16 protein-coding genes are annotated in these 17,523 nt (G+C 54.6%); 14 read left to right on the top strand and 2 right to left on the bottom strand.

Annotation, left to right across the window (positions count from 1 at the left end; genetic code table 11):
- Positions 1-9: 9 nt before the first annotated feature.
- The 5 genes from cyoB to QVF11_RS02360 all read left to right on the top strand — a co-directional run bounded on the left by cyoB (position 10) and on the right by QVF11_RS02360 (position 4,455).
- Positions 10-2,001 (top strand): cytochrome o ubiquinol oxidase subunit I, encoded by a 1,992-nt coding sequence (cyoB, locus tag QVF11_RS02380; protein WP_112214139.1) that lies wholly within the window; start codon positions 10-12, stop codon positions 1,999-2,001.
- Positions 1,991-2,602: a cytochrome o ubiquinol oxidase subunit III gene (locus QVF11_RS02375; protein ID WP_110273749.1), complete on the top strand. Its 612-nt coding sequence runs from the start codon at positions 1,991-1,993 to the stop codon at positions 2,600-2,602. Before cyoB ends, QVF11_RS02375 begins: the two co-directional genes overlap by 11 nt.
- Positions 2,602-2,931 (top strand): cytochrome o ubiquinol oxidase subunit IV, encoded by a 330-nt coding sequence (locus QVF11_RS02370; protein ID WP_110273750.1) that lies wholly within the window; start codon positions 2,602-2,604, stop codon positions 2,929-2,931. Before QVF11_RS02375 ends, QVF11_RS02370 begins: the two co-directional genes overlap by 1 nt.
- Positions 2,932-2,942: 11 nt before the next feature.
- A complete protein-coding gene (cyoE, locus tag QVF11_RS02365) occupies positions 2,943-3,830 on the top strand; it encodes a heme o synthase (RefSeq protein ID WP_110273751.1) in 888 nt (295 codons plus the stop codon).
- A 292-nt stretch (positions 3,831-4,122) separates the two neighbouring features.
- Positions 4,123-4,455 carry a hypothetical protein gene (locus tag QVF11_RS02360; RefSeq protein WP_112214138.1) on the top strand — a complete coding sequence of 111 codons (333 nt, stop codon included), beginning with the start codon at positions 4,123-4,125 and terminating at the stop codon, positions 4,453-4,455.
- A gap of 43 nt (positions 4,456-4,498) precedes the next feature.
- Here the strand turns inward: QVF11_RS02360 and QVF11_RS02355 are convergent, their stop codons facing one another.
- Complete coding sequence (locus QVF11_RS02355) at positions 4,499-5,257, bottom strand: IclR family transcriptional regulator domain-containing protein (RefSeq protein WP_287855140.1); 759 nt, start codon at positions 5,255-5,257, stop codon at positions 4,499-4,501.
- 152 nt (positions 5,258-5,409) lie between these two features.
- Between QVF11_RS02355 and QVF11_RS02350 the strand changes: the two genes are divergently transcribed.
- The 9 genes from QVF11_RS02350 (at position 5,410) to QVF11_RS02310 (ending at position 16,813) form a co-directional block, all read left to right on the top strand.
- Complete coding sequence (locus QVF11_RS02350) at positions 5,410-6,231, top strand: shikimate dehydrogenase family protein (protein WP_142512194.1); 822 nt, start codon at positions 5,410-5,412, stop codon at positions 6,229-6,231.
- Positions 6,228-7,928: an FAD-dependent oxidoreductase gene (locus QVF11_RS02345; protein ID WP_142512195.1), complete on the top strand. Its 1,701-nt coding sequence runs from the start codon at positions 6,228-6,230 to the stop codon at positions 7,926-7,928. The genes QVF11_RS02350 and QVF11_RS02345 overlap by 4 nt, the downstream gene beginning before the upstream one ends.
- On the top strand, positions 7,918-8,238 hold the full coding sequence (locus QVF11_RS02340) for an NIPSNAP family protein (protein ID WP_023329373.1): 321 nt from the start codon (positions 7,918-7,920) through the stop codon (positions 8,236-8,238). Before QVF11_RS02345 ends, QVF11_RS02340 begins: the two co-directional genes overlap by 11 nt.
- A gap of 10 nt (positions 8,239-8,248) precedes the next feature.
- Positions 8,249-9,952, top strand: a complete 1,704-nt coding sequence (locus QVF11_RS02335; RefSeq protein ID WP_112214134.1) for an FAD-dependent oxidoreductase — start codon at positions 8,249-8,251, stop codon at positions 9,950-9,952.
- Positions 9,953-10,018: 66 nt separating this feature from the next.
- Positions 10,019-10,837, top strand: coding sequence for a sugar phosphate isomerase/epimerase family protein (locus QVF11_RS02330; RefSeq protein WP_142512196.1), 819 nt, complete (start codon positions 10,019-10,021; stop codon positions 10,835-10,837).
- A gap of 10 nt (positions 10,838-10,847) precedes the next feature.
- Entirely contained in the window at positions 10,848-12,212 is a 1,365-nt protein-coding gene (locus tag QVF11_RS02325) for an MFS transporter (RefSeq protein ID WP_287855139.1), read from the top strand.
- A 409-nt stretch (positions 12,213-12,621) separates the two neighbouring features.
- Positions 12,622-14,022, top strand: a complete 1,401-nt coding sequence (locus QVF11_RS02320; RefSeq protein ID WP_287855138.1) for an MFS transporter — start codon at positions 12,622-12,624, stop codon at positions 14,020-14,022.
- 89 nt (positions 14,023-14,111) lie between these two features.
- A complete protein-coding gene (locus tag QVF11_RS02315; protein WP_112214130.1) occupies positions 14,112-15,290 on the top strand; it encodes a Gfo/Idh/MocA family protein in 1,179 nt (392 codons plus the stop codon).
- A 158-nt stretch (positions 15,291-15,448) separates the two neighbouring features.
- Positions 15,449-16,813: an MFS transporter gene (locus QVF11_RS02310; RefSeq protein WP_287855137.1), complete on the top strand. Its 1,365-nt coding sequence runs from the start codon at positions 15,449-15,451 to the stop codon at positions 16,811-16,813.
- Positions 16,814-16,908: 95 nt separating this feature from the next.
- On the opposite strand, the gene QVF11_RS02305 is transcribed toward QVF11_RS02310, so the two are convergent.
- On the bottom strand, positions 16,909-17,400 hold the full coding sequence (locus QVF11_RS02305) for a YajQ family cyclic di-GMP-binding protein (protein ID WP_110273763.1): 492 nt from the start codon (positions 17,398-17,400) through the stop codon (positions 16,909-16,911).
- Positions 17,401-17,523: the final 123 nt, after the last annotated feature.

Here is a 17,523-nt window from a genome sequence, read left to right as displayed (position 1 = left end):
AAGAAAACGATGTTCGGAAAACTTACACTGGATGCAGTGCCCTACCATGAACCCATTATTGTGGTTACGGTGGCTGCAATTATCATTGGGGGACTGGCGCTTCTGGCTGCCATCACTTACTTCGGTAAGTGGTCCTACCTTTGGAACGAGTGGCTGACTTCGGTTGACCACAAACGTCTCGGTATCATGTACGTTATCGTAGCAATCGTCATGTTGCTGCGTGGCTTTGCTGACGCCGTTATGATGCGTAGCCAGCAGGTGCTGGCCTCGGCCGGGGAAGCAGGCTTCCTGCCGCCTCACCACTACGATCAGATCTTTACCGCCCACGGCGTTATCATGATCTTCTTCGTAGCGATGCCGTTTGTTATCGGTCTGATGAACCTGGTGGTTCCGCTGCAGCTCGGCGCGCGTGACGTTGCCTTCCCATTCCTTAATAACCTGAGCTTCTGGTTCACCGTTGTGGGCGTGATTCTGGTTAACCTCTCTCTGGGCGTCGGTGAATTCGCGCAGACTGGTTGGCTGGCCTATCCGCCGCTATCGGGAATCGAGTACAGTCCGGGAGTCGGGGTCGATTACTGGATCTGGGCGCTTCAGCTCTCCGGTATTGGTACAACGTTAACCGGTATTAACTTCTTCGTGACGATTATCAAGATGCGTGCCCCTGGCATGACGATGTTCAAGATGCCGGTATTTAGCTGGGCATCTCTGTGCGCCAACATCCTGATTATCGCCTCCTTCCCAATTCTGACCGTCACCGTCGCGCTGCTGACCCTGGACCGCTACCTGGGCACCCATTTCTTTACCAACGATATGGGTGGCAACATGATGATGTACATCAACCTGATTTGGGCCTGGGGCCACCCGGAAGTGTATATCCTGGTTCTGCCGGTATTCGGCGTCTTCTCCGAAATCGCTGCAACCTTCTCGCGTAAGCGTCTGTTTGGCTACACCTCACTGGTATGGGCAACAGTGTGTATTACCGTTCTGTCGTTCATCGTTTGGCTGCACCACTTCTTTACTATGGGTGCGGGCGCGAACGTAAACGCCTTCTTCGGTATTACCACCATGATTATCGCCATCCCGACCGGGGTTAAGATCTTCAACTGGCTGTTTACCATGTACCAGGGCCGTATCGTCTTCAACTCTGCAATGCTGTGGACGATTGGCTTTATCGTGACCTTCTCTGTAGGTGGTATGACCGGCGTTCTGCTGGCGGTACCGGGCGCAGACTTCGTACTGCACAACAGCCTGTTCCTGATCGCGCACTTCCATAACGTCATCATCGGCGGCGTAGTGTTCGGTTGCTTCGCAGGTCTGACCTACTGGTGGCCGAAAGCCTTTGGCTTCACCCTGAACGAAACCTGGGGCAAACGCGCTTTCTGGTTCTGGATCATCGGCTTCTTCGTTGCATTTATGCCGCTGTACGTGCTGGGCTTTATGGGTATGACCCGTCGCCTGAGCCAGCAGATTGACCCGCAGTTCCACCCGATGCTGGTTGTTGCAGCCTGTGGTGCGGCGCTGATTGCCTGCGGTATTCTTTGCCAGCTGATTCAGTTCTATGTGTCCATCCGCGATCGCGAACAGAACCGCGACCTGACTGGTGACCCATGGGGTGGCCGTACTCTGGAGTGGGCAACCTCTTCTCCACCTCCGTTCTACAACTTCGCTATCGTCCCGAACGTTCACGAGCGTGACGCGTTCTGGGAAATGAAAGAAAAAGGCGAAGCGTATAAGAAACCGGCTGGCTATGAAGAGATTCATATGCCGAAAAACAGCGGCGCGGGCATCGTTATTGCTGCTTTCGCAACGGTGTTTGGTTTCGCAATGATCTGGCATATCTGGTGGATGGCGATCGCAAGCTTCGTCGGTATCCTGGTGACCTGGATTATTAAGAGCTTTGACGAGGACGTGGATTACTACGTGCCGGTTGCAGTAGTCGAAAAACTGGAAAATCAGCATTTCGATGAGATTAACAAAGCAGGGCTGAAAAATGGCAACTGATACTCTTGCGCATAACGCCCACGCGCACGAACACGGGCACCATGATACAGGACCGATGAAGGTATTCGGTTTCTGGATCTACCTGATGAGCGACTGCATTATCTTCGCCACTCTGTTCGCAACCTATGCCGTTCTGGTGAACGGCACGGCAGGCGGTCCGACAGGTAAAGATATTTTCGAACTGCCGTTCGTTCTGGTTGAAACCGCTCTGCTTCTGTTCAGCTCCATCACCTACGGCATGGCGGCTATCGCCATGTACAAAAACAACAAGAGCCAGGTGGTTTCCTGGCTGGCGCTGACCTTCCTCTTCGGGGCAGGGTTCATCGCGATGGAAATCTATGAATTCCATCACCTGATTGTTGAAGGTATGGGCCCGGATCGCAGCGGATTCCTGTCAGCATTCTTCGCGCTGGTCGGCACCCACGGTCTGCACGTGACCTCCGGTCTGATCTGGATGGCGGTGCTGATGGTACAGGTTTCACGTCGCGGCCTGACCAGCACTAACCGTACCCGTATCATGTGCCTGAGCCTGTTCTGGCACTTCCTGGACGTAGTGTGGATCTGCGTGTTCTCTGTAGTCTATCTGATGGGGGCAATGTAATGAGTCATTCTAGCGATCATAACGGCGCTTCTCACGGCAGCGTAAAGAGCTACATGACAGGTTTTATCCTGTCGATCATTCTGACGGTTATTCCGTTTGCAATGGTGATGAGTGGCTCCGCATCGCATGCGGTTATTCTGGGAACCATCCTGATTACTGCAGTTGTGCAGATTGTGGTACATCTCGTGTACTTCCTGCACATGAACAGTAAGTCGGACGAAGGTTGGAACCTGACCGCATTTATCTTCACCGTAATCATCATTGCTATCGTAGTTGTCGGCTCCATCTGGATTATGTGGAACCTGAACTACAACATGATGATGCACTAAGAGCGGCGAGTATGTTTAAGCAATACCTGCAAGTAACGAAACCAGGCATCATTTTTGGCAACCTGATCTCCGTGATCGGCGGTTTCCTGCTGGCCTCCAAAGGCCACATCGACTATCCGCTGTTCATCTGGACGCTCCTTGGCGTCTCCCTGGTGGTCGCCTCGGGTTGTGTTTTCAACAACTATATCGATCGTGACATCGACAGAAAGATGGAACGGACGAAAAACCGGGTGCTGGTCAAAGGGCTGATCTCGCCAAAAACGTCGCTGGTATACGCCACCCTGCTGGGTATTGCTGGCTTCATGCTCCTGTGGTTTGGCGCTAACCCACTGGCCTGCTGGCTGGGAGTGATGGGGTTTGTCGTTTATGTCGGCGTTTACAGCCTGTACATGAAGCGCCACTCCGTCTACGGTACGCTGATTGGCTCTCTCTCCGGCGCTGCGCCGCCGGTGATTGGCTACTGCGCGGTAACCGGTGACTTTGACAGCGGTGCCGCCATTCTGCTGGCAATTTTCAGCCTGTGGCAGATGCCTCACTCTTACGCCATCGCGATTTTCCGCTTCAAGGATTATCAGGCAGCGAATATTCCGGTTCTGCCGGTAGTGAAAGGCATTTCAGTGGCTAAAAACCATATCACCGTTTATATCATCGCCTTCGCCGTCGCGACGTTGATGCTCTCGCTGGGCGGCTACGCTGGATATAAATATCTGGTTGTCGCTGCGGCAGTGAGCGTCTGGTGGCTTGGGATGGCGCTGCGCGGTTATAAAGTGGTGGATGATAAAGTCTGGGCGCGCAAGCTGTTCGTCTTTTCCATCGTTGCCATTACCGCGCTGTCGGTGATGATGTCCGTTGACTTCATGGTGCCAGATTCACATAACCTGCTGACGATGGTCAGATAAGACCACATTCAGTAACCGCTCAACAGCCTCCGCTCGCAAGACCGGGGGCTGTTTTTTTATCAGCCAATGCCCCCTCCCCCACTCGAATTCACTTCAGGTAAAAAATCATCGCCATCATTTCATATTCAGTAAAGCCGCCATTATCCTTTCGATGATCATGTTCATTTAAAAATGATAAAGAAATCAGCATTCACGCTGGGACACTATCTGGTTTGCCTTTATTTAACGGTGTTAGCCTCTTTCTCTGAGCAAACCGCTCATCTCTAACAATCCGTTTAGTAAGGGAATAAAAATGAAAGAGTTAACATTCAATGAAATGGAATACGTTTCAGGTGGTTTTAATCTGCTGAACGCTGCTACTGGCTTTACAAATTTTGTCGTCAATTCCGGGCTTGGCTTCGGATCTTTTGTCGCCACCTCAGGAGTCGCCTTTGCCAGCTTCGTGATTGACAGCGCACTGGAGTTTGGCAAATTCGTTATAGGTCAGGCAAACTGGAATAGCGTTGTCACCACCGGCCAGGCGAACTGGAATGGTTTTGTTAACACTGCGGCCAGCGGCTGGTCAACCTTCGTCAACAACGCGGGAGCGGACTGGAACGGCTTTATCAACGGCGCTAAAGCCTAATCATCGGGCAGGTGCTGAACCTGCCCAACTCTCCTCGCTGAAATTACCCCACCAGCATCGCCTGCGCGCTATAGAGCAAATCGAGATGGTCACGGCACAGCGCCTCAAGGGAAGTACGCGACAGATGGCTGGTTAAGCTCAGTGCTCCCCAGTAAGTCCCCTCCCTGTCAGACAACGGTACCGCCAGCACCAGCATGCCTATTTCAAACTCCTGCTCAATAGAGGCATATCCCTGGTGACGAACCAGGGCGATTCTCTCCATCAGCGCCGTTACGTCCGTCACCGTATACGGCGTTCGCTGCTCGCGCCTAATCCGCTGCAATACGGCTTCGCATTCGGCTTCCGGCAACGAAGCCAGCCACAGCCGCCCTCCGGCAGTACAGTAAATCGGCACCCTTTCCCCCAACCGCACGGAGGTCGAATTAAACGGCGTATGCTTGCTGCGCGCGATATACACCAGTTCATCATCATCAATCACGCCGACCGAGGCATGTTCTTCGGTTCGACTGGCAATGTACTCAACAATTGGCCGCACCATGCGCGGGAACTGGGCGGAATCAACATACGCCTGCCCCAGACGTAACGCTTTGGGCGTCAGCCAGTAATAGCGTCCGTCAGTCTGCAAATAGCGATCGTGCAGCAGCGTGAGGAAAAAGCGTCGCGTAGCGCTTTGCGTCAGTCCGCTCATTTTCGCCGCCTGCGGTACCGTAAGTCGCGGAAACTCTTTTGAGAATAGCTGGATCAGCGCCAACCCTTTTTGCAGGCCGACGATCAGATCGCGGGAATGTATTTCGTTTTGCATAGTTGTTCACACTTTCGCAACAATACAATCAGTTTAGCGCGATTATCGCAGTGATGGTGCGATTAACAACCAATATGGCCGAATTCTGCGTTGCCGCTCTCAGCTTCCACTGAAATACTTTCACAACATTCATTTAACAAATGAGGTTTGAAATGGTCAGTGGATTCACGCAGGTTGTCGCCGTTATCGGCCATCCGATTACCCAGGTTAAATCGCCGGAGAACTTTAACCGCTACTTCGCTGACCAGCAGATGGACAGCGTCATGATCCCGGTCGATATCGCCCCCGAAGCCGTAGCCGATTACCTGAAAACGCTGCGCGGATGGCACAACATGAGCGGCGTGCTGGTCACCGTCCCGCATAAACAGCGTGCCGCCACGCTGGTGGATGAGCTAACGCCGCGTGCACGTCACCTCAATGCCGTGAATGTGATCCGTAAGCTGGCGGATGGCCGCTTGCAGGGTGATATGCTCGATGGCGTCGGCTTTCAACTCGCCGCTCAGGCACATGGATTCAATGCCGCGGGTAAAAGCGCGCTTCTCTCCGGCTGCGGGGGCGTCGGCAGCGCAATTGCGTGGGGACTCTGCGAAGCAGGCATCAGCCAGCTGGCGCTTTATGACCAGAATCCGGCAACCCTTCAGTTATTACACAATCGTTTGGCAACCCATTTTCCACAGGTTCATCTCACCGAGCTGCCCGCAACGCTCGCGGACCTTGATTTAGTGGTCAACGGCTCCCCGGCGGGAATGGCCGGTTTTGATCGCTTACCGCTACCGCAGGCGCTATTGGAAACGCTCCTGTCATCTACTCACGTCGCGGACGTAGTAACCGCACCAGTTATCACTCCACTCCTTGCTTTCGCCCAGGATCGCGGCTGCACGATCCAGACCGGGCCAGAAATGGCGCTGGCACAGATGAAGCTGATGGGAGAGTTCATTGGCGCTATTCCGCAGGAACAAGGAGCTGCGGCATGAAAAGCTGGGATGTCATTGTCATCGGCAGCGGTGCCGCTGGCTTTGCCGCCGCGGTAACTGCCTGCTGTAAGGGGCTGTCAGTATTGATGCTGGAAAAAGCCCCACAGTTTGGCGGCACCTCGGCGATTTCCGGCGGTGCTGTATGGATCCACGATAGCGATCAGGCACGGGAACCGGCAAAAAACGGCCCTTCACAGGAGATTAAAACCTACCTGCACACCATTATCGGTGAACAAAACTATCGCCAGGATCTGGTCGACGCCTTTGTCACTTCCGGTCGCGAGGCGCTGGCGTTTCTGGAAAAAGAGGGAGCAGTGAAATATAGCCTGCGCCCGCTCTCGCCGGATTACTACCCGGATGAGCCCGGAGCCGTTGATGTAGGCCGCGCGCTGGAAGTGGTGGAGTATGACGGGCGGGAGCTAGGAGAGCATTTTCGCGACCTACGCGCGCCGCCGCCGGGTATGTTGCTGTTTGGCGGGATGATGGTTAACCGCGTCGATATCCAGCACTTTCTTGATATGCGTCGTTCCCTGCGTTCACTGTCGCATTGTAGCAAGCTGCTGCTGCGCTACGGTCGCGACCGCCTGAAGCATCATCGCGGTACCCGACTGGCAATGGGCAATGCACTGATCGCCCGCATGGCGACGCTCGCCTTTCGCAAAGGCATGGCCCTCAAGCTCAACGCCAACGTGCTTTCGCTCACCGAACACAGCGGTAAAGTGACCGGCGTCGAGATTGAGCATGATGGTCAGAAGCAAACTCTGGAAGCCCGCTGCGGCGTAGTGCTGGCTGCCGGAGGGTTTGCCGCAGGTGAGCTGGCCGAGCAATATCGTCCCAAAACCCGCGAGCACTACACCATGTCGCCCGCCGCCAACGACGGTGCCGCGTTTCGCCTGGCGGCAACAGTCCTCGCCCGCGAAGGCGCGGACTTATCCTCCAACTTTTTCTGGGCCCCGGTATCGGTTTTACGTCGTCCTGATGGTACTGAAGAGCGCTTTCCCCATCTCGTAACCGACCGGGCTAAGCCCGGCGTTATCGCCGTCAACCAACATGCGGTGCGCTTCGTCAATGAATCAAACTCCTATCACCACTTTGCCAGCGCCATGCAAAGCCGGGCAGAAAATGCCCCCTGCTTTCTGATTTGCGATGCCCAGGCCATGAAGCGTTACGGCCTCGGCCTGGCGCGACCGGCCCCGGTCAATAACGACGCGCTGGTCAAAACCGGCTATCTCCACAAGGCCAATACTCTGGCAGAACTGGCGCATGAACTCGGGCTGGACCCGCAAACGCTCGATGAAACGGTAGCCCGCTATAACCATGATGCCACCTCAGGACTTGACCCGGAGTTTGCCAAAGGCGGTAACAGCTATAACCGCGCGATGGGCGATCCGGGCCACCAGCCAAACGCCTGTAACGCCCCGCTGACTAACGCACCGTTTTATGCCGTCACCCTCTATACCGGTGACCTCGGTACTTCACGCGGGCTGGTCACCACCGCCGATGCCCAGGTCATTAATCAACAGGGGCAACCCATTAAAGGACTCTACGCCGTGGGTAACGATATGGATTCGATGATGGCCGGAACCTACCCCGGCCCCGGAATTACCCTCGGCCCGGCGCTGACCTTCGGCTATCTCTCAGCCAGCCATATGGCGCAACAACACGCACTGTCAACAGGAGAAAACCATGATCTATGAAAAACGTACCTACACCATCAATCCGCTGAAAATGGCTGACTGGCTGGCGTTGTATAAAAGCGATGCTTACGCCGTTCAGACCGAACATCTCGGCAAACTTATCGGCTTCTTCTTTACCGAAATTGGCGTGGTCAATCAGGTGGTACATATCTGGGCCTACGAGAGCCTCGACGATCGTCTGGTGCGCCGGACGCGGATGGCACAAGACGAACGCTGGCTCACTTTCTCGCGCAAGAACCGCGAGCTTGCTGCCGTCGAACGCCTGGAGTCGGTTCTCTTGCGCCCTACTGATTTTTCACCACTGCAATAAGGAGATATTCATGAGCGGGCAGATGAACGTAGATGTTCTGGTGGTCGGCTCCGGCGCGGCGGGGCTGTCTGCCGCCGTCACCGCCGCGCTCGGCGGTGCCAGCGTGTTAGTTGCGGAAAAAGAGTCGGTGATTGGCGGCACCAGCGCGTGGTCCGGCGGATGGCTGTGGATCCCGCACAATCCGCTGGCGCGCGAGGAAGGCATTGAGGAAGATCCCGATGAGCCGCTCACCTATCTCCGGCATGAGATGGATGGGCAACCTGCCGACGCTCGCCTGCTCACTTTCTTAAAGTACGGCCCGGAGATGATTGACTTCTTCCGACGTCACACGGTGGTGCAGTTTCTATCCGGCAGCAAAATGCCCGACTTTCATAACTCGCCGGGCTATGCACACGGCGGCCGATCGGTTACCGCGCAGCCTTTTGACGGGCGCTTACTCGGTGACTGGCTGCACCGCCTGCGTCCGCCGTTGGAAACCATTAGCCTCGCGGGCATGGGCATCGCTGGCGGCACGGACATGGCGCATTTTTTTAACGCCACCCGCTCGCCGCGCTCGGCGATATACGCAACCCGCCGCCTGTTACGCCACGGCTGGCAGCGGCTGCGCGCCGGACGCGGGCAACATCTGGTTAACGGCAATGCGCTGGTTGCTCGCCTGCTGCGTTCTGCGTTGGATACCGGGGTTAATTTTCAGCTTAACGCGCCGGTAGAACGACTGCTCACTTCTGACAAAGGCATAGAGGGTGCGGTATTGCGCAGCGACAGCGGTGAGATAGAGGTTCGCGCCGGGGCGGTGATCCTCGCATGCGGCGGTTTTCCTCACGACAGGCAGCGTCTGGCGCAAAATGTGCCCCACGCCGCCAGCGGCTACGGTCATTTCTCCGCTGCACCGCCAGGTAATCAGGGTGATGGCATTCGACTCGGCGAATCAGCTGGAGGCCAGTTTGATGGCTCACTCAGGCACGCCATGGCCTGGGCACCGGTTTCGCGTGTCACACTCGCCAGCGGTCTGCAACTGGTATTCCCGCATCTGGTTGAACGAGCCAAGCCAGGCTTTATCGCCGTTCTGCCCAACGGCAAACGCTTCGCCAACGAGGCTAACTCCTATCACGATTTTATTGCCGCTCTGCTGGATGCGACTCCACCGGGCGAAGCGCCGCAGGCATGGCTGATAGCAGACAGTCGTGCGCTGCACCGCTATGGGTTAGGCCACGCGCGCCCCTTCCCCTTTTCACCGACAGCCTGGTTACGAACCGGTTACCTGCAATGCGGCAAAACGCTGGGGGCACTGGCACAACAGTGTGCAATCGATTCTCGGCAATTAACGGAAACAGTAGCCCGCTTTAACGGCTTTACCAGCAAAGGAGAAGACGAGGATTTTCAGCGCGGCGCGTCGGCATACAACCGCGCGCAGGGTGATGCCAGCCATTCCGGCCATCCGACCCTCGGCGAACTGCGCCATGCGCCTTTTTATGCCGTACGTATTCTTCCCGGTTCTCTGGGCTCCTTCAGCGGACTGCAAACTGATGAAAACGCACAGGTACTGAATGCTCAACAGCAGCCGATTCCTGGCCTTTACGCCATCGGCAACGATATGTCGAGCGTGATGCAGGGATTCTATCCCAGCGGTGGTATCACGCTCGGACCGGCCATGACCTTTGGCTATCTGGTCGGTAAAAAACTGGCAGTAAACATAACAAAAACAATGCAATAAAAGACATCTTACCAGGGACGGCAATACAAATAACAACAACCACCTGCAACTGTACTGGAGTCCTTTATGAACATGCGAACCCTGTCACTCGCCGCGCTTACCCTACTCGACGTCCCGCCACCGGAACAGGTGCGAATCGCGGCACAAACCGGATTCACCCACGTCGGCCTGCGCCTGCTTCCCGCTACGCCCTCCGACCCGGATTACGACATGCTCGGTAATACCCCTGCCGTGCGCGACACTCTGTCGGCGCTGATGGAAACCGGCATTCGCGTCTCGGACGTCGAAATTGTTCGCCTGACGCCAGATTTTTCACTCAATGCCCGTCTGCAATTATTCCTCGATACCGCCGCACGCCTGGGTGCCAGGCAGGTACTGGTTGCCGGAAATGATGAAAATCAGGCGCGCAGCGCAGACAACCTGGCCAGACTCGCCGAAGCTGGCCAGGAGTATGGTTTAACCATGAATCTGGAGCCTATGCCCTGGACCCATTTGCGCACCATCGCCCAGGCCCAGTCATTGATCAACGCCAGCGGTCGCTCGAATATCGGCATTCTGATCGATGCTATCCACTTCTGGCGAGCGGGCGAGTCGCTCTCCACGCTCGCCACGCTACCGCAAAATTGCCTCAACTATATGCAGCTTTGCGATGCCTCGCCGCAGGTGCCCGTTGATGAACAAGAGCTGATTTACCAGGCCCGTGCAGCACGTAAAGTTCCCGGCGAAGGCGGGCTCGACCTGCGAGGTCTGATGGCGGCGCTTCCAGACACGCTGCCGGTCTCCCTGGAGGTTCCCTTAAGCGGTGACCAGGGTGCGCTACCTGCGATCACTCGTGCCCAACTGCTGTTCAATGCCGCGCAGTCTTATCTGCGCCCTTGCGCATAAGGAGAATTCCATGACACAGACTCAACGCCTGGACGTCAGGGAGTTAATTAACACCAATCCGCTCAGCCGCTTCCAAAAGCTGGTGGTGTTTTTAGGCTTCTGCGTGATTGCTCTGGACGGTTTTGATATTGCCATTATGGGCTTTATCGCCCCGACGCTAAAACAGGAGTGGGGAGTGAGCAATCACGAACTCGGCTTTGTGATTAGCGCCGCGCTGATCGGCCTGGCGCTGGGCGCCATCTTCTCCGGCCCACTTGCCGACTGGCTGGGGCGGAAAAAAATCATCATCAATAGCGTCTTTTTCTTCGGTTTCTGGACCATTGCCACCGCCTTTTCACAAAACATTGAGCAGATGATGTTCTTTCGTTTTATGACCGGACTGGGATTAGGTGCCGCAATGCCGAATATCGGCACCCTGGTGTCGGAATACGCACCAGAGCGCCAGCGTTCATTTCTTATCACCGTGATTTTTTGTGGCTTCACTTTCGGCGCGGCGGCAGGCGGTTTCTCCGCATCATGGCTGATCCCACAGTTTGGCTGGCACTCGCTGATGATGCTCGGCGGCATTCTGCCGGTGCTATTCGCTCCGGTACTTATTTGGCTGTTACCTGAATCAGTGCGCTTTCTGGTGGTTAAGCGCGCTCCGGCCGAACGTATTCGGACTGTTTTGCAGCGCCTCTACCCCGGGCAAATCGCCGATGATGCCCAGTTTACCTTCCCGACACAGCCCGTGGATGGTAACGCGATGCGTATCGTGCTCTCCCGCCAGTACCGATTCGGATCGCTGATGCTGTGGCTGGTCTACTTTATGGGGCTGTTTCTGGTCTATCTCCTCGGTAGCTGGTTGCCGACGCTGGTCAAAGAGGTCGGTCTGACGGTCAGCCAGGCGGCAGTGATGACGGCGATGTATCAGGCGGGCGGAACCATTGGTTCGCTGTTTGCAGGCTGGCTGATGGACCGGATCAACCCGCATCGGGCGCTCGGGCTGATTTACGCGGTCGGCGGACTGTTCACAATGGCAATGGGCTATGCGGCGGCAAGCTTTGCGCTCATCTGCCTGCTGGCGTTTATCAGCGGAGCCTGCCTGAACGGCGCGAATACCGGTATGAACGCGCTCTCCGCCCGCTATTATCCGACTGAAGCACGAGCCACCGGCTCCAGTTGGATGCACGGCGTTGGCCGTATGGGCGCGATCCTTAGCGCCTTTGCCGGGGCTGAAATGCTGGCGCTGGATCTCAGTTTCGAGAGCGTATTTTTAATTCTGGGGATCCCCGCCGCGATTACTGTGGTCGGACTCACTGCCAAAGGCATTTTTGCCGCCGACTCGGCGACAAAATCCACCACATCCGCAACGGCTATCAGGAGCACGCAATAAAACGTTAAGTTCAGGCAGGCACGGCCTGGCATCGTGCTTGCCTTATCAATTAAAGAAAAATAAATTTCATTTATTTATTAAATGAAAAAATAATCCCACTAGAATTATCGATTCACCTCTCAATTTTCCGCTTAAAAAGCACCAAATCAATACAATCAACAAATAAATAACTCATCAAAAACCTGATTAATAACCATATCAATCAACCTAGTTTAATGATTGCGAATGTAAAATCACTGACGCAATATTTTCATTTTTCGATCCCCCTCGCATATACAGAAATTAAATTTCAAATAATCATTGAAATGAAATAAATATTTCCATATGTTCTGGCTGACATTCAGGATAAGGTTGTGCCGGCGGAACTGGCACTGAGGTACTTACTTGCCCCCCGACAAAGGAATAGACCATGAGTGAACAGCAGATCCTTCTCTCCCCCGCAGCGGCGCGCGGCGATAAGCTAACCTGGACCACCCGCATTGCTTACGGCGGCGGCGATACCGCCTGCAATGTCGTTTTCGGCATGATTGGCACTGTATTAACCCTGTTCTATACCGACTATGTAGGAATCAGCATCGCCACCGTTGGCCTGGTGATGCTGATCTCCCGTCTGTTTGACGGCGTGTCCGACGTGATAATGGGACTGATGGTTGAACGCACAAGCTCCCGCTGGGGTAAATCGCGTCCCTGGCTGCTCTGGATGAGCGTTCCCTATGCCGTTTCTGCGATCCTGTTATTTACCGTTCCGCAAACCACTAGCACGCTACAGTTTCTTTATTTGCTAGTGGCTTATAACTTCTGTACCACCGTGTGCTACACCGCTATCAACCTTCCCTACGGCAGCCTTTCCGCCATGATGACTCGCGACTCATGGGAAAGGGATATGCTCAGCATCACCAGAATGTCGATGTCGCCGTTCGGTCGTATTCTCGCTGTAGCTTGTACATTGCCACTGGTGAAATACTTCGGCGACGATCAGGCTGCATGGATCAAAACCATGGCCATTTGGGCTTTTCTGGCCCTGCTGCTGTTGCTGTTTTGCTTCTACAAATGCGAAGAGAAAGTGGTTATCAAAGCGCGCGAAAAGCAAGGTAACGTGCCGGTAAAAACCCAGCTTTCCGCACTTTTCAGGAACCAGTACTTCTGGGCCAGCGCAATTCTGTGGACCGCCCAGAGCGTTTATTACACCGTGGTTGGTATCGCTCTGCCTTACTACTGCCGCTACGTGCTTGGCGACGACACTTTCTACAGCTCTATTTTCGTTGCCGAAACCGCCTGTATCATCATTTTCACCTTCCTCAGCTCCGTTCCCATCCGCAAATACGGTAAGCGCAACGTTGCATTGTGCGGCATTGTGCTGGCGACCATTGGTCAGGTGCTGTTCATGTTCAATTCCAACGACTACCACTGGGCGCTGGCAAACGCGATTATTCGCGGAATCGGCTTCGCCCCGCTGAATGCCGTGCTGTTCGGCTTCTGCGGCGATGCCGTCGAATTCGGTCAATGGAAAACCCGCGTCAGACAGGAAGGGATGATCTTTTCCGCGGGTTCCGTCGGGACGAAACTCGGCGCGGGTGTTGCCGCTGCGGTTATCTCCGGTCTGTTGAGTATGGCGGGCTACGTCAGCTCAAGTAGCGGTTCCGGCGTTCAGCCGCAAAGCGCTATCGACATGATTAACAACGTTTACCTCTACGGCTCTTTCTTCCTGTGGATCCTGGTCATTATTACGCTGCTTTTTTACCGGCTGGATAAGCAGTACCCGCAGATTATGCAGGAGCTGAAAGAACGCGAAGCCCGTGGAGAAATGTAAAACCGCAAAACCACACCCGCGCTCGTCGAGCGTGGGTATACAGAAGAACATCTGAAATCCGTAGTATCTATATAAAGGAGAGCACTATCATGTTAAACGGCATGAAACCCTTATCTCGCTCCCTGCGCTGGGGAATGGTCGGCGGTGGCGGTACCAGCCAGATTGGCTATAGCCACCGCTGCGCGGCGCTACGCGACAATGTCTTTACCCTGCTGGCCGGTGCGCTTGATATAGATGCCGAACGCGGGCGTCAATTTGGTGAGCAGCTCGGAATCGCTCCTGAGCGTTGCTACGCCGATTATCAAACATTGTTTGCAGAAGAGGCTAAACGCCCTGACGGTATTGAGGCCGTTTCGGTGACCACGCCGAATAATACCCACTTCGCCATCACCAAAGCGGCGCTGGAAGCCGGGCTGCACGTTGTCTGTGAAAAACCTCTGTGCTTTACCGCCGATGAAGCCCGCGAACTGCTGGCGCTGAGTAAAAAGCAGAATAAAATCATCGGCGTGACTTACGGCTATGCCGGGCACCAGATGATCCAGCAGGCTCGTCAGATGATCGCCGAGGGGATGCTCGGCGAGATCCGCATTATTAATATGCAGTTTGCCCACGGTTTTCATAATGAAGCCGTCGAACTGCAGGCTGAATCTACCCGCTGGCGCGTGACGCCAAAATATGCGGGGCCAAGCTATGTGTTGGGGGATTTGGCAACCCACCCGCTGTTTATTGCGGAAACAATGGTACCAAATCTCAACATCACCCGGCTGATGTGCTCCCGCCAGAGCTTTGTCAAATCCCGCGCCCCGCTGGAAGATAACGCCTTTGTACTGATGGAATATAACAATGGTGCAGTCGGTTCTCTGTGGACCAGCGCAGTCAACAGCGGCGCAATGCACTCACAGAAAGTGCGCGTTATCGGGGAAAAAGCCAGTATCGAATGGTGGGATGAGCGCCCGAATCAGCTCAGCTATGAGGTACAGGGCGAACCGGCACGCGTTCTTGAGCGCGGGATGCCCTATCTGAGTCAGCAAGCGCTGGCGGACGATCGTATCGGCGGAGGCCATCCGGAAGGATTGTTCGAGGCCTGGGCTAACCTCTACCGCCGCTACGCTATCGCCATGGACGCAATGGATCGCGGCGATCGTGAGTTCCTGGAGACCTTCTGGTATCCGAACGTTGAAGCCGGACTCCACGGCGTCTACTGGGTTGAACAGTGCGTTAAATCCGCCGATGCAGGCGGCCAGTGGGTTGACTTCAACTGCCAATAATCTCTGAGCGCCAGTGGAGGCTCCTCCACTGGTTTCTTTCTCTCTCTACCCTACCCACCTCATCATGCAACACTGCCGTAATATCTGTTAAACAAACATTTATTTACGCTTTAGGTTCCCCCCACTACACTAGTCGCAGTTTTTATATTGAGGTGGTAATGAACGATAACAAAATGACGCCAGGCGAGCTGCGCGCGACCTGGGGTTTGGGGACCGTATTCTCTCTGCGCATGCTTGGCATGTTTATGGTCCTCCCGGTTCTGACCACCTATGGCATGGCGTTACAGGGCGCAAGTGAAGCACTCATCGGTCTGGCTATTGGTATCTATGGGCTGGCTCAAGCGATATTTCAGGTGCCTTTCGGCCTGCTTTCAGACCGAATTGGTCGTAAACCGCTGATCGTCGGCGGCCTGTTAATCTTCGTTATCGGCAGTATTATCGCCGCCCTCTCTGACTCTATCTGGGGCATTATTCTTGGTCGCGCGCTCCAGGGCTCCGGAGCGATTGCCGCCGCGGTAATGGCCTTACTTTCCGATTTAACCCGCGAACAGAACCGCACCAAAGCCATGGCCTTTATCGGCGTCAGCTTCGGCATCACCTTTGCTATAGCTATGGTGCTCGGGCCCATTGTTACTCATCAGCTTGGCCTGCACGCTCTGTTCTGGATGATTGCCGTCCTGGCGACACTCGGTATTTTGCTCACGCTGTGGGTAGTGCCAAATAGCCAGAATCACGTGCTGAATCGTGAGTCCGGGATGGTAAAAGGCTGCTTTAGTAAAGTGCTTGCTGAGCCAAAACTGCTGAAGCTTAATTTCGGCATTATGTGCCTGCACATCATGCTGATGTCCACCTTCGTCGCCCTCCCAGGCCAGCTGGAGGCCGCCGGTTTCCCTGCCGCTGAGCACTGGAAAATCTATCTGGTCACCATGCTGGTCTCATTTGTCGCCGTGGTACCGTTTATTATCTACGCCGAAGTGAAGCGCAAAATGAAGCGCGTATTCATGCTGTGCGTGGCTATTCTGCTGATAGCTGAAATTGTCCTTTGGGGTGCCGGGGGATACTTCTGGGAGTTGGTGGCCGGCGTTCAACTGTTCTTCCTTGCGTTCAACTTGCTGGAAGCGCTACTGCCCTCGTTAATCAGTAAAGAATCTCCTGCCGGATATAAAGGCACCGCAATGGGAATCTACTCTACTAGCCAATTCCTCGGCGTGGCAATTGGCGGGGCGCTCGGCGGTTGGGTGGATGGCTTCTTTGACTCGCAAACTGTATTCCTGCTCGGAGCATTGCTGTCTATGCTGTGGTTATTGGTAGCCAGTACAATGAGTGAACCGCCATATGTCAGCAGTCTACGGGTAGAAATTCCAGACGATGTTGTGGCTGATGCAATGTTGCAAGCGCGCTTGCAAGCTAAAGAAGGTGTAAAAGAGGCTCTGGTGGTCGCAGAAGAGCGTTCGGTGTACATCAAAATCGACAGTAAATTGACTAACCGCTTTGAGGTTGAGCAGGTTATCAAAGGGGCGTAAAAAAGCGGGGTAACCCGCTTCTGGCTGATACTCGTGTTTAGCCGGGCAGCGATTAACGCTTTGCCCGGTCTACAAAACACAGCAATATCAATACATTAATCGCGGAAATTTTTGAACTGGAACGGCTGGCCTAAATCACCGCCGCGTACCAGCGCCATAACCGCCTGCAGATCGTCACGCGCTTTACCAGTAACGCGAATTTCTTCGCCCTGGATCTGCGCCTGCACCTTCAGCTTGCTGTCTTTGATCAGTTTGACGATTTTCTTCTGCATCGAGCTCTCAATGCCCTGCTTCAGCTTCGCATCAACAAACCAGGTTTTACCGCTGTGCACGAACTCATCCGGCACCTCGATAGAACTGCCTTCAATTCCGCGTTTTAGCAGCTTGGCGCGCAGAATATCCAGCAGCTGATTAATCTGGAAATCAGATTCGCTGAGGACCTTGATGGTCTCGTTTTTTTCGTTCAGCTCAAAGCTCGCTTCAACGTTACGAAAATCAAAACGCGACTCAACTTCACGGGTTGCGTTCTCTACGGCGTTTCGAACTTCCTGAAGATCGACTTCAGAGACAATATCGAAAGATGGCATCTTTTCCTCTCCTTCCGTTTCTTTTGCGTTGCATAATACCCACAACGCGACATAACTCAACTTGTTATCCCGAAAGGATAACTGATAACGCTATACTTTAGCCATGAGCACCTGATGCAGCTC

Origin of the sequence: Klebsiella sp. (assembly GCF_027492335.1) — a bacterium.
Classification (GTDB): domain Bacteria; phylum Pseudomonadota; class Gammaproteobacteria; order Enterobacterales; family Enterobacteriaceae; genus Klebsiella; species Klebsiella huaxiensis.
This window is presented reverse-complemented; position numbering and strand designations above follow the sequence as displayed.

What these genes read in the sequence shown, in the direction of transcription:
- QVF11_RS02360 (WP_112214138.1), top strand. Translation starts at nt 4,123, where the DNA reads ATGAAAGAGTTAACATTCAATGAAATGGAATACGTTTCAGGTGGTTTT.
- QVF11_RS02340 (WP_023329373.1), top strand. Translation starts at nt 7,918, where the DNA reads ATGATCTATGAAAAACGTACCTACACCATCAATCCGCTGAAAATGGCT.
- QVF11_RS02325 (WP_287855139.1), top strand. Translation starts at nt 10,848, where the DNA reads ATGACACAGACTCAACGCCTGGACGTCAGGGAGTTAATTAACACCAAT.
- QVF11_RS02370 (WP_110273750.1), top strand. Translation starts at nt 2,602, where the DNA reads ATGAGTCATTCTAGCGATCATAACGGCGCTTCTCACGGCAGCGTAAAG.
- QVF11_RS02345 (WP_142512195.1), top strand. Translation starts at nt 6,228, where the DNA reads ATGAAAAGCTGGGATGTCATTGTCATCGGCAGCGGTGCCGCTGGCTTT.
- QVF11_RS02310 (WP_287855137.1), top strand. Translation starts at nt 15,449, where the DNA reads ATGAACGATAACAAAATGACGCCAGGCGAGCTGCGCGCGACCTGGGGT.
- QVF11_RS02355 (WP_287855140.1), bottom strand. Translation starts at nt 5,257, where the DNA reads ATGCAAAACGAAATACATTCCCGCGATCTGATCGTCGGCCTGCAAAAA.
- QVF11_RS02320 (WP_287855138.1), top strand. Translation starts at nt 12,622, where the DNA reads ATGAGTGAACAGCAGATCCTTCTCTCCCCCGCAGCGGCGCGCGGCGAT.
- QVF11_RS02330 (WP_142512196.1), top strand. Translation starts at nt 10,019, where the DNA reads ATGAACATGCGAACCCTGTCACTCGCCGCGCTTACCCTACTCGACGTC.
- cyoE (WP_110273751.1), top strand. Translation starts at nt 2,943, where the DNA reads ATGTTTAAGCAATACCTGCAAGTAACGAAACCAGGCATCATTTTTGGC.
- QVF11_RS02315 (WP_112214130.1), top strand. Translation starts at nt 14,112, where the DNA reads ATGTTAAACGGCATGAAACCCTTATCTCGCTCCCTGCGCTGGGGAATG.
- QVF11_RS02350 (WP_142512194.1), top strand. Translation starts at nt 5,410, where the DNA reads ATGGTCAGTGGATTCACGCAGGTTGTCGCCGTTATCGGCCATCCGATT.
- QVF11_RS02335 (WP_112214134.1), top strand. Translation starts at nt 8,249, where the DNA reads ATGAGCGGGCAGATGAACGTAGATGTTCTGGTGGTCGGCTCCGGCGCG.
- QVF11_RS02375 (WP_110273749.1), top strand. Translation starts at nt 1,991, where the DNA reads ATGGCAACTGATACTCTTGCGCATAACGCCCACGCGCACGAACACGGG.
- QVF11_RS02305 (WP_110273763.1), bottom strand. Translation starts at nt 17,400, where the DNA reads ATGCCATCTTTCGATATTGTCTCTGAAGTCGATCTTCAGGAAGTTCGA.
- cyoB (WP_112214139.1), top strand. Translation starts at nt 10, where the DNA reads ATGTTCGGAAAACTTACACTGGATGCAGTGCCCTACCATGAACCCATT.